The sequence below is a fragment of the Winogradskyella bathintestinalis genome, assembly GCF_030407435.1.
Classification (GTDB): Bacteria; Bacteroidota; Bacteroidia; order Flavobacteriales; family Flavobacteriaceae; genus Winogradskyella; species Winogradskyella bathintestinalis.
The window spans coordinates 24,281-36,227 of record NZ_JASDDK010000004.1; the positions used below are offsets into that span (position 1 = coordinate 24,281).

Annotated in this window: 9 protein-coding genes and 1 tRNA gene; 6 read left to right on the plus strand and 4 right to left on the minus strand. The window is 33.9% G+C overall.

The genetic code is table 11. From position 1 onward, the window contains the following. Window positions 1-145 precede the first annotated feature (145 nt). From QMA06_RS11415 to QMA06_RS11430, 4 genes are read left to right on the plus strand one after another with little or no spacing between them, the layout of a single operon-like run. Window positions 146-1,051, plus strand: a complete 906-nt coding sequence (locus QMA06_RS11415) for a MerR family transcriptional regulator (RefSeq protein ID WP_290206988.1) — start codon at window positions 146-148, stop codon at window positions 1,049-1,051. Beyond that, entirely contained in the window at window positions 1,051-2,511 is a 1,461-nt protein-coding gene (locus QMA06_RS11420) for a phytoene desaturase family protein (protein WP_290206989.1), read from the plus strand. Before QMA06_RS11415 ends, QMA06_RS11420 begins: the two co-directional genes overlap by 1 nt. Before the next feature lie 15 nt (window positions 2,512-2,526). Continuing rightward, window positions 2,527-3,366 carry a phytoene/squalene synthase family protein gene (locus tag QMA06_RS11425; RefSeq protein WP_290206990.1) on the plus strand — a complete coding sequence of 280 codons (840 nt, stop codon included), beginning with the start codon at window positions 2,527-2,529 and terminating at the stop codon, window positions 3,364-3,366. 14 nt (window positions 3,367-3,380) lie between these two features. Next, window positions 3,381-3,827 (plus strand): sterol desaturase family protein, encoded by a 447-nt coding sequence (locus tag QMA06_RS11430; protein ID WP_290206991.1) that lies wholly within the window; start codon window positions 3,381-3,383, stop codon window positions 3,825-3,827. 1 nt (window position 3,828) lies between these two features. Here QMA06_RS11430 and QMA06_RS11435 read toward each other — a convergent pair whose 3' ends face one another. From QMA06_RS11435 to bshB1, 4 genes are all read right to left on the minus strand, one after another. Continuing rightward, entirely contained in the window at window positions 3,829-4,446 is a 618-nt protein-coding gene (locus tag QMA06_RS11435) for a TlpA family protein disulfide reductase (RefSeq protein WP_290206992.1), read from the minus strand. Between the two features lie 57 nt (window positions 4,447-4,503). Continuing rightward, window positions 4,504-6,771, minus strand: a complete 2,268-nt coding sequence (locus tag QMA06_RS11440; RefSeq protein ID WP_290206993.1) for an aconitate hydratase — start codon at window positions 6,769-6,771, stop codon at window positions 4,504-4,506. Between the two features lie 502 nt (window positions 6,772-7,273). Further along, window positions 7,274-7,349, minus strand: a tRNA-His gene (locus QMA06_RS11445). Between the two features lie 59 nt (window positions 7,350-7,408). Beyond that, window positions 7,409-8,131, minus strand: a complete 723-nt coding sequence (gene bshB1 / locus QMA06_RS11450; protein ID WP_290206994.1) for a bacillithiol biosynthesis deacetylase BshB1 — start codon at window positions 8,129-8,131, stop codon at window positions 7,409-7,411. 316 nt (window positions 8,132-8,447) lie between these two features. Between bshB1 and QMA06_RS11455 the strand changes: the two genes are divergently transcribed. Both QMA06_RS11455 and pckA read left to right on the plus strand, forming a co-directional pair. Continuing rightward, window positions 8,448-10,277: an SLC13 family permease gene (locus tag QMA06_RS11455; RefSeq protein ID WP_290206995.1), complete on the plus strand. Its 1,830-nt coding sequence runs from the start codon at window positions 8,448-8,450 to the stop codon at window positions 10,275-10,277. Window positions 10,278-10,335: 58 nt separating this feature from the next. Next, entirely contained in the window at window positions 10,336-11,946 is a 1,611-nt protein-coding gene (gene pckA, locus QMA06_RS11460; RefSeq protein ID WP_290206996.1) for a phosphoenolpyruvate carboxykinase (ATP), read from the plus strand. Window position 11,947: the final 1 nt, after the last annotated feature.

Here is an 11,947-nt window from a genome sequence, read left to right on the forward strand (position 1 = left end):
CGACTCATCGCTATTTGTTATATCAGATTTTTATACTCTAATTTCTTTCATCTGCATATAATTATATATATTTTCACATTTAGTGTTAAATCTAAACGTCATGTTGTAATAATTTGTATTTTTGTTTAAAGATTTCTACAAAAAGATGAACAATATACAGGATACTTTCAGCATTAAAGATCTCGAAAACCTTACAGGAATTAAAGCCCATACAATCCGAATTTGGGAAAAGAGATATAATCTGCTAGAGCCAAACCGTACCGAAACTAACATTCGCTATTACGACTTAAACAATTTTCAAAAATTACTTAATGTTAGTTATCTTAATAATAATGGTTATAAAATTTCTAAAATTGCCAAGTTAGATGCCGATAAAATCCCAGAGTTAGTCCGAAAAATTGCTGATGAAGCAGATGCTGAAAATCATGCTTTAAATTCCTTCAAATTAGCCATGGTTAATTTCGATCAAACTTTATTCTATAAAACTTATAATTCACTTGAAAAAGAGAAAACTTTTGAAGAAATCTTTTACGAAGTTTTTATTCCATTATTAAGTGAAATAGGGCTTTTATGGCAAACGAACACCATCACCCCTGCTCACGAGCATTTTATCTCAATACTGGTACGTCACAAAATTTTAATAAATACCGAACTTATTCAAGCGTCTCAAGTAAATAAATCTACCAAAATTTTTGTACTTTATTTGCCTGATAATGAAATACACGAACTAGGCCTAATGTTTATTAACCATCAACTTGTAAAATATGGATATCATTCTATTTTTTTAGGACAGAGTGTGCCTATTGAGAGTTTAGCCGAATTACAAAGTTATTATGATGAAATAACCTTTATCTCTTATTTTACTGTAAAGCCAGAAAGAGAAAATTTAGAAGCCTATTTAGAAGATTTTGAAAATACCATTTTAAATAATTCGAAAAATAATTTATGGATACTTGGACAAATGATTAATGCCTTAAATATTGATGAATTACCAAAAGGCATTCGCAGATTTGACTCTATACAGAATTTAATTAAAGAAATAAAAGCTTAATGGGTAAAACAATTTCCATAATTGGCTCGGGATTTTCTGCACTATCGGCGTCGTGTTATTTAGCACAAGCCGGACATGCGGTTTCTATTTACGAAAAAAATTCTACAGTTGGCGGTCGAGCTAGACAGCTTATTAAAGACGGTTTCACGTTTGATATGGGACCAAGTTGGTATTGGATGCCAGATGTCTTTGAAAAATTCTTTAATGATTTCAAAAAAACCAGTAGTGATTATTATCAGCTTGATAAATTAGATCCGGCTTATAAAATCTTTTTCTCAGATGATGTCATTACCATTGGTGACCACATGGATAAAATTTGCAAAGAGTTTGAACGTATAGAAGCGGGAAGCTCAGTACCACTACGTAAATTTATTGCTAAAGCTCAAGACCATTACAATATAGCCATAAACGAAGTTGTATTAAAACCTGGTTTATCACCTTTTGAATTGGTAACAAAAGAAACGATTACACGTGTCGATCGTTTTTTTAGAACTATTAGCTCTGATGTTCGAAAAAATTTCAAAAACCCTAAACTTATATCAACTTTAGAATTTCCTGTATTGTTTTTGGGAGCCAAGCCAGAGGCCACTCCATCGTTTTATAGTTTTATGAATTTTGCAGATTTTGGGCTTGGCACATGGCACCCTAAAGGCGGTATGTACGAAATAGTTAAAGCATTAAAAAGTTTGGCTGAAAGTTTAGGGGTATCTATACATACTAATAGTAATGTCGAAAAAATTAACGTTAAAAACAAAACGGCCGTAAGCATTACGGTTAATGGTAATATTATCCCTTCTGATATCGTTATAAGCGGAGCAGATTATCAGCATTCCGAAACCTTATTAGACACACCATACAGGCAGTACAATGCAAAATATTGGGAAAGTCGAACCTTTGCACCCTCTTCCCTTCTTTTTTATATAGGATTTAATAAAAAGTTACAACAAGTAGAACATCACAATTTATTTTTCGATACCGACTTTAAAGCTCATGCCGAAGATATTTACGACCAACCAAAATGGCCAAATGATCCATTATTTTATGCTAATTTTCCCTCGGTAACGGATAAAAGTATGGCGCCGGATAATTGTGAAACCGGTTTTTTTCTTATTCCTATCGCACCAGGATTAGAAGACACGCCCGAATTACGTCAACAATATTTCGATATTATTATAAATAGGTTCGAAAAAAGAACGCAACAACGTGTTCAGGAAAGCATCTTATTTAAGGAATCTTACTGTATAAAAGATTTTGTAGATGATTATAATTCGTATAAAGGAAATGCTTACGGTATGGCAAATACGTTGATGCAAACGGCATTTTTAAGGCCTAAACTAAAAAGCAAAAAAGTCAATCAACTTTATTTCACAGGCCAATTAACAGTGCCTGGTCCTGGAGTGCCACCTGCTTTAATTTCCGGAAAGCTTGTTGCCGATTTAATTAATAAATATGAAGTCTAACACCCATAAAATAGCATGAAATCAATCTTTGACAATGTATCTCGCGAATGTAGTAAGGCAGTAACTAATGCCTACAGTACATCGTTCTCTTTAGCTACTAAAATGCTATCTAATAGCATTAGGCAAGATATTTACAACATTTACGGCTTTGTGAGATTTGCTGATGAAATTGTAGATACGTTTCATGACTATAATAAAGAGAAACTTTTCAATAATTTTGAAAAAGATTTAGAAGCCGCTTTAGAAGATAAGATTAGTTTAAATCCTATTCTCAATGCTTTTCAAGAAACCTATCACAATTATGGTATCGATAAGCATTTAGTCGATTCATTTATGAATAGTATGCGCTTAGACCTGCAGAAAACAACTTATTTAACTGAAACGGAATACAAAGCCTACATTTACGGCTCGGCAGATGTGGTAGGCTTAATGTGCCTTAAAGTTTTTGTTAAAGGAGACTCTGAAAAATATGAAGAATTAAGAGAATCTGCAATGAGTTTAGGCTCGGCATTTCAAAAAGTAAATTTCTTACGAGATTTAAGAGCAGATTTCGAAGATCTTAGCCGCACTTATTTTCCAAACACTGATTTAAATAATTTGGATGAGGATTCCAAAAAGTGTATAATAGACGATATCGAAATCGATTTTAGAAATGGTTTACAAGGTATAAAGTTGTTACCTATTGAAGCTAAATTTGGGGTATTTATGGCTTATCGTTACTATAGTAAATTATTAGATAAATTAAAAAAGACACCTGCTTTACAAATAAAGGAAACAAGGATAAGAGTTCCTAATTACAGAAAATTAGAGCTACTGACTCGAAGTTATGTTAAATATCAATTAAATTTACTTTAAAATAAATTACTACTATGCAGACCATCTTTTGGATAATTATTTTTTTAAGTACTTTTTTTATTATGGAGTTTAATGCGTGGTTTACCCACAAATATATCATGCATGGCTTTTTATGGAAACTACACAAGGACCATCATCACAAAGATCACAATAGTTGGTTTGAGAGAAATGATGTTTTCTTCATTTTTTATGCTATTGTAAGCATGACATGTTTTTATTTATGGAGCTATGAGAATATTTGGTATACTTTACCTATTGGCTTAGGGATTTTATTCTATGGCATGGCCTACTTTGTGGTTCATGATATATTTATCCACCAACGTTTTAAATGGTTACGAAATATTGACAATAAATATGCTAGGGGATTGAGACGCGCCCACAAAATGCATCATAAACATTTAGGCAAAGAAGATGGTGAGAATTTTGGCATGTTGATTGTACCATTTAAATATTTTAAATAAATTATTCTAAAAGTAAAAGATTCAGTTGATTTCTAACCTTTTCACTATTCCAATCTACTGCCCCTGTTTCATCAACAACAATATCACCTTTTTTATTAATTATGACGGTTCTTGGTATTGATCGTGTATTTAATTCTTTTGGACTTTCGTTTAAAGGTTGAAATACTTCAAAATTGAAGCCTCTCTTGGTTTTAAATTTATTGACAGTTTCAAAATCATCACTCGTTACAAAAAGGAAAACTACTTTATCTTTATAATCGCCATACAATTCTTGAAGATTTGGCATTTCGGCAATACAAGGAGGACACCAAGTGGCCCAAAAATTAATAAAAACTACTTTATCTTGCATATCCATTAAATTAATCGAGGTATCATTATCGGATATTAATTGCCAATTAGAATAAGTTATAGAAGTTCTATCTTTCTCATCAATAACTGAAGATTGATTAATATAACTCAAGCCTTTGTGAATAAAAACTTGAATAGGCGTTCTTGTCTGTGGAATAATAAACAAAGTAATTACCAAAATGAATAGAATGTTCTTAACGTTTTTACGGCTCACAATAATTTTGTTTTTAGTAATAGTCGAAGCAATTAAAAAGCCTTTCAAAAATTTCATAAAAAAACTCCTAACTAAACAAGCTAGGAGTTTTTAATATTTACAATTTTTTGCGTTCTATGCGTTTTGCTTTTTAATTAAATTTAAAGCAGAACCTTCATTATACCACTTAATCTGTGCATCATTATAAGTATGATTTAAAGTAATGGTATCTTTACTTCCATCTGCATGAACCACTTCAACGTGCAATGGCTTATCTGGAGCAAATTCATTTAAATCTGTAAAGTTGAATGTATCATCTTCTTGTATTAAATCGTAATCTGCTTCATTGTTAAAGGTTAGACCTAACATTCCCTGCTTTTTAAGATTTGTTTCGTGAATACGCGCAAAAGACTTTACAATTACTGCTACTACTCCCAAATGTCTTGGCTCCATGGCCGCATGCTCTCTTGAAGAACCTTCACCATAGTTATGATCACCAACCACAATAGATTTTACACCTTCCGCTTTATAAGCTCTTGCTGTGTCTGGTACTCCACCAAACTCACCTGTTAATTGATTTTTTACAAAATTGGTTTTCTTTCCAAAAGCATTTACAGCCCCAATCAAACAGTTGTTAGAAATATTATCTAAGTGCCCTCTAAAACGCAACCACGGTCCTGCCATAGAAATATGGTCGGTGGTACATTTTCCAAACGCTTTAATTAATAATTTAGCATCTTTAATTTCATTTCCGATAGGCTCGAATGGTGTTAACAATTCTAAGCGCTCTGAAGTTTCACTAACAGTTACTTCTAAATCGCTGCCATCTGCAACAGGAGCTAAATAACCATTATCCTTAACTTCAAAACCTTTAGGAGGCAACTCCCATCCAGTAGGTTCTTCGAACATGACTTCTTCTCCATTCTCATTAATTAATTTATCTGTTAATGGATTAAAATCTAATCGACCGGCTATAGCAATAGCTGCTGTTAACTCTGGAGACGCTACAAATGCGTGTGTATTAGGATTACCATCTGCACGTTTTGCAAAGTTTCTGTTAAACGAATGCACAATACTATTCTTAGGTGCATTTTTAGGGTCGTTATACCTTGCCCATTGTCCAATACATGGTCCACAAGCATTGGTAAATATTTTAGCATCTAATTTTTCAAATATGCCTAAGATACCATCACGGTCTGCGGTATAACGTACTTGCTCAGAACCTGGATTGATACCTAATTCAGATTTCATTTTTAACCCTTTATCTAATGCTTGTTGTGCAATAGAGGAAGCTCTAGATAAATCTTCATAAGATGAATTGGTACAAGAACCGATTAAACCCCATTCTACTTGAATAGGCCAATCGTTTGCTTTTGCTTTCTCTGTCATTGCAGCACCAACTTCTGTCGATAAATCTGGAGTAAAAGGACCGTTTAATAAAGGCCCTAATTCAGATAAGTTGATTTCAATAACCTGATCGAAATATTGTTCAGGATTAGCATAAACTTCTTCATCTGCAGTTAAATAAGTTCTTATCTCATTGGCAGCTTCAGCAACATCAGCTCTATCCGTAGCTTTTAAATAACGCTCCATAGAATCGTCATAACCAAAAGTAGAAGTTGTTGCTCCAATTTCAGCACCCATATTACAAATGGTTCCTTTTCCGGTACAAGACATTGAAGTGGCGCCTGGGCCAAAATATTCTACAATAGCGCCAGTCCCCCCTTTTACGGTAAGGATTTCAGCTACTTTTAAAATTACGTCTTTAGGTGCAGTCCAACCTGAAAGTTTTCCTGTTAATTTAACACCAATTAACTTAGGAAATTTAAGCTCCCATGCCATTCCTGCCATTACATCTACAGCATCAGCTCCACCAACTCCAATGGCAACCATACCTAATCCGCCCGCATTTACGGTATGCGAATCTGTACCAATCATCATTCCACCTGGGAAAGCGTAATTTTCTAAAACGACTTGATGTATTATACCAGCTCCAGGTTTCCAAAATCCAATACCATACTTATTAGATACCGATTCTAAAAAATCGAATACCTCACTACTCGTACTATTAGCATGTTTCAAATCGGTTGCTGCGCCTTCTTTAGCTTGAATTAAGTGATCACAATGCACGGTAGTTGGCACAGCCACTTTTGGCTTCCCAGCTTGCATAAATTGCAGTAACGCCATTTGAGCAGTTGCATCTTGACAAGCCACACGATCTGGTGCAAAATCTACATAATCCTTTCCTCTGGTAAACGCTGTATTCGGTTTTCCATCCCACAGATGTGAGTATAATATTTTCTCTGAAAGTGTTAATGGTTTACCAACTATTTCTCTAGCAGCATCAACGCGCTCCGTCATATTAGCGTAAACCTTTTTAATCATATCAATGTCAAAAGCCATATAGTATATTTAAGGTTGATAATTATTTATTAAAGTGTCACAAATTTACGAATTTTAAAGGGGTTTTGAAAATATGTAACAAAATTGGAATTTTGTTGAATATAAATCAAAAATCAACAGTATTTTAGCCGAAACCCCAAGCAATTAACAAAAATATACGACGTAAAATATTAATTTAACAATTTCCTTTATTTAGAATTATTATGAATATGATCGTAATCTTCTAATCTCTATCATTACAACGATTTAAAATTTTTTCAGAACTTATATTTTATTTATAAAATGATGTTATCAAATTATTTGAGAAGTACAAAAAATATAGCGCTTTGCAGAGTTGTGATACTGAGTTGCCATTTTGTTTTGTTTCGTTTTATTTGGCGATATAATTATAATAAAATCTATTTATGATGAGTATACCCGAATATTTAACTGACTTCAAATAATTTTTATAAAATCAGTATAAACAAAAAAAGCTCCTCGGTTAAGAGAAGCTTTGCATTCTGGGTGGAAGACCGGGTTCGAACCGGCGACTTTCGGTACCACAAACCGACGCTCTAACCAGCTGAGCTACAACCACCATTTTAAATTGGATTGCAAAGATAATTTATTTGTTATCTCTTGCAAACAGTTTTTGAATTTATTTTAAATCAAATAATGAATCTACCGCTACGTATCTTTCAACAGTATAACCCTCAGCATGTTCCACACCGATTAATCTCCCTAAATTTCGTGCTCTGTACACAACGCTATCTGTGAAATTTTTGCTAGATATCGGAGTTTCAGGCTCTTTACTATTAGGATCAAAAAACTGAGTTTTATACGCCAATACTGAGGCCACTTTCTTATCCATGTAACCTGAAACATCCACAACGACATCAGGTGTTAAATCCTTCCATTGTATATAATGGTACACTGCTTTTGGCCTCCATGGTTCTTGACCATTACTTTCGTCCTTATATATCGTTTCTATTTTTTTTAATCCACTTAAAAAACAGGCATCACTAACGAGTTGACTTCCTTTTGGATGATCAATATGTCTATCGTCAACGGCATTACAAATTATAATTTCTGGTTGATAATAACGTATCATTTTGATGAGTTCAAGTTGATGTGCCTTATCATTTTGAAAAAAACCATCAGCAAATTGCATATTAATGCGAGAATTAACTCCTAAGATATTTGCAGCATTAGTAGCCTCTTCATCACGAGTTTCTGCAGTTCCACGTGTTCCTAGCTCGCCTCTAGTTAAATCAATAATCCCTACTTTTTTACCCTTAGAGACTTCCTTTGCTAAAGTAGCTCCACAACTTAATTCAATATCATCAGGATGAGATCCAAATGCTAATATGTCTAATTTCATCGGTATATGTTTATTTTTTTAAAATTAAATAACGTCTATTATTAGTCACTAGCATAAATATGAGACTAACTAATAGATGTCTTTAATGATTTTATATTTTTCTAGATCTCAAAAATATTAAAAAGATGATAGATAACCGTATTCTTTTTAATACGCAAACGATTTCGACTGAATAAACCCATTATTTTATGAAGAATAAATACGCAAAATTGAAAAATATACAATACGCTCAAAGCATGACTTTCGTCATATAAATTGCTTGTTATTGACTCTACCTTTACCCTATAATTAAAAAGATAAAATTCTAATGGGCTTAATGATTGCCATATTAATAATCACCATTTCTCTATTTATTTGGGGAAAGTTTACACCAGATATTATTGCACTAATTTCAATGTTAAGTTTATTCATTTTTGGAATATTAGATTTAACTGAAACATTAAGTGGTTTTAGCAATCCGACCGTAATAATGATTGCAGCCCTATTTATTATAGGAGAAGGTCTATCTCAAACGGGTTGGACCGCATTAGCGGGTGAAAAATTCATAAAACTTGCTGGAAAAAGTACCGTGAGACTTTTGTTAATTACGACTCTAGGTTCTGGTTTACTTTCAGGAGTGGTCAGTAATACAGGTACGGTCGCGACGTTGTTGCCTGTAACGGTGACTTCTGCTTGGAGCATTGGCACCTTACCCTCTAAATTATTAATGCCAGTCGCTTTTGGTTCTAATACGGGTGGACTACTCACCCTAACAGGCACACCTCCCAACATTATTGTAAATAACACGATGATAGAAAGTGGTCTAGAAGGTTTTTCTTTCTTTGAATTCGGTCTTATAGGTTTACCATTATTAATATTAGCACTCATTTATTTCAAATTTATTGGCTATAGACTTTTACCAAGTAATAAAACAAATAATAAACCTGTAAATATTAGCACTACCCTTCACCAATGGATTGCGGCTTACAAAGTTGATGGTGAATATTATAGACTACGAGTAAGATCTGTATCTCCCTTAATGCATACAAAACTGGGAGATTGGAATTTTGAAAATGAGCATAATATATCTATACTACGCATAAAAAGACGACATCCGAATCGATTAAAGCAAATTGATTCATTTATTGAACTCCCAACCGACGATACAGAGTTCTTATATCATGATATTATAACTGTTAAAGGCAATACAGAAGCCATTAATGCTTTAATGATTACATTTCGATTAGGGCTTTTACCATTAGAACCTATAGAAAATGAATTAAGAGATAACCTCATTAATCAGGAAGTTGGTATGACAGAAGTGTTAGTTACACCACAATCTGCATTGGTGGGAAAAAACATTAAATCCAGTCATTTATTTGAAAGATTTAATGTACAGCTAATGGCCGCTTCACGAAATGCAAAACCATTAATCGGATCAGAAATTACAGTTAAAGCAGGAGATGCCTTTTTAATTAGAGGCCAATGGAGTGCCATTGACGAACTAAAAGAACAATACGAACATTTGGTAATTTGTGGTAGTCCTGAAGGTATGGCTAAAACAGTGACTACGCTTACCACAAAATCGTTTATTGCCTTATTTTCTCTAGTATTAATGATTGTTCTTTTGGTCTTTAAAATAGTACCTGGAGCAGTTGCTGCGTTAATTTCTGCCGGCATTATTATGATTACGGGTTGTGTACCAATGGTAAAAGCATATAAAGGCATTAGCTGGATAAGCGTTGTAATGATTGCTGCTATGATACCAATGGGGATCGCATTACAGAAAACAGGTACGGCCACTTTAATCGCAAATGGATTGGTTGAAACTTTAGGAAGTTTACACCCTGTTGCATTGTTAGGAGGTGTGTTTTTACTTACTACAACATTCAGTCAAGTAATTAATAACTCTGCCACCGCGGTATTAATGGCGCCAATTGTAATTATTGCTGCAAATACATTAAATATTTCGGCAGCACCATTTATGATTGTTGTGGCCATAAGTGCCTCTACAGCCTTCCTAACCCCGGTAGGCACCACAACAAACGCGATGGTAATGACCGCTGGCGGGTACAAATTTATAGATTATTTAAAAGTAGGTGCACCATTGCTTCTACTCTTCTTGATAACATCATTAATATTAGTGCCATTGATATGGCCATTTTAAAATCGAAAGTCGAATTAAAAATTATTAAATCATGGAAACGCTATTAAACACTTCAACTATGAAAACGAAAGACCTTACAAAGTATGGACTGAAAGATACGAATGCACATTGGAATCTTTCTCCAGAAAAATTACAAGCCATTACGATTGAAAAAGGAATGGGGAAAGAAACGGAGAATGGCACTTTAGCCATAAATACAGGCAAATTTACTGGGCGTTCACCTCAAGACCGTTTTATTGTAAAAGATAATTATACACAAGACAAGGTTTGGTGGGGAAAAACCAACAAAGCAATTTCACCTGAAAATTTTGATAAATTACAATCTGAAATCACAAAATATCTAAGCGGAAAAGAAATTTATGTTAGAGATGCTTATGTGTGTGCTGATCCAGAATACAAAACCAATGTAAGAACAGTTACTGAATACCCATGGTCAAACATGTTTACTTATAACATGTTCTTAAGATCTGACGAATCTGAATTAGAAAATTTTGAAGAAGAATGGTTAGTTCTTTGTGCTCCGGGTTATGAAGCACCAGACCCTAAAGCAGTAGGTCTACGCCAAGGGAATTTTTCAATTCTTAATTTTACTAAAAAAATTGCTTTAGTTGGAGGTTCTGCTTATACAGGTGAAATTAAAAAAGGTATTTTTTCATCATTAAATTTTATTCTCCCTGTAGAAAAAAACGTTTTACCAATGCATTGCTCTGCAAACGTGGGCGAGGATGGTGATACGGCAATTTTCTTTGGATTATCTGGAACTGGAAAAACGACATTATCTGCTGATCCTAATCGTAAATTAATTGGTGATGACGAACATGGCTGGACTGCTGAAAATAGCATCTTTAATTTTGAAGGAGGTTGCTATGCTAAAGTTATTGATTTAACTGAAGAAAAAGAGCCAGACATTTTTAGAGCTATTAGACCTGGTGCAATTCTTGAAAACGTCATTTTTAAAGACAATAATGAGGTTGATTATATGGATAGCAGCATTACACAAAACACACGTGTAAGTTACCCTATTTATCATATCGATAATATTCAACAGCCGTCTTTTGCTGGCAATCCAACCAACATATTTTTCTTAACTGCTGATGCGTTTGGTGTATTACCTCCAGTTTCTAAGTTGACACCGGGGCAAGCGGCTTACCATTTTATTTCTGGTTACACGGCTAAAGTAGCAGGAACAGAAGCAGGAATCACAGAACCAGTACCGTCATTCTCAGCATGTTTTGGAGAACCATTTATGCCATTACACCCAACGGTTTATGCAGAGATGTTGAGTAAAAAAATGCAAGATGCAGGCGTAAATGTATGGTTAATAAATACAGGCTGGAGTGCAGGACCTTACGGAGTGGGTTCTCGTATAAAATTAAAATATACCAGAGCAATGATTACGGCTATTCTTGACGGAAAATTAGAGAATGTGGATTTTGAACAACATCCTATTTTCGGATTATTTATGCCTAAAACATGTCCGAATGTACCTGAGGATATATTAGATCCTATGAATACTTGGGACAATAAAGGTCAGTATATCAGTAAATCTATTCAACTAGCACATTCTTTCCATTTAAATTTTGAAAAATTTGCTAGCGAAGCTTCAGAACAAATTATTGAAGGCGGTCCATTAATTGATGAACACCATCAATTACACGATCACATTTAAT

What these genes read in the sequence shown, in the direction of transcription:
- QMA06_RS11415 (WP_290206988.1), top strand. Translation starts at nt 146, where the DNA reads ATGAACAATATACAGGATACTTTCAGCATTAAAGATCTCGAAAACCTT.
- QMA06_RS11420 (WP_290206989.1), top strand. Translation starts at nt 1,051, where the DNA reads ATGGGTAAAACAATTTCCATAATTGGCTCGGGATTTTCTGCACTATCG.
- QMA06_RS11425 (WP_290206990.1), top strand. Translation starts at nt 2,527, where the DNA reads ATGAAATCAATCTTTGACAATGTATCTCGCGAATGTAGTAAGGCAGTA.
- QMA06_RS11430 (WP_290206991.1), top strand. Translation starts at nt 3,381, where the DNA reads ATGCAGACCATCTTTTGGATAATTATTTTTTTAAGTACTTTTTTTATT.
- QMA06_RS11435 (WP_290206992.1), bottom strand. Translation starts at nt 4,446, where the DNA reads ATGAAATTTTTGAAAGGCTTTTTAATTGCTTCGACTATTACTAAAAAC.
- QMA06_RS11440 (WP_290206993.1), bottom strand. Translation starts at nt 6,771, where the DNA reads ATGGCTTTTGACATTGATATGATTAAAAAGGTTTACGCTAATATGACG.
- bshB1 (WP_290206994.1), bottom strand. Translation starts at nt 8,131, where the DNA reads ATGAAATTAGACATATTAGCATTTGGATCTCATCCTGATGATATTGAA.
- QMA06_RS11455 (WP_290206995.1), top strand. Translation starts at nt 8,448, where the DNA reads ATGATTGCCATATTAATAATCACCATTTCTCTATTTATTTGGGGAAAG.
- pckA (WP_290206996.1), top strand. Translation starts at nt 10,336, where the DNA reads ATGAAAACGAAAGACCTTACAAAGTATGGACTGAAAGATACGAATGCA.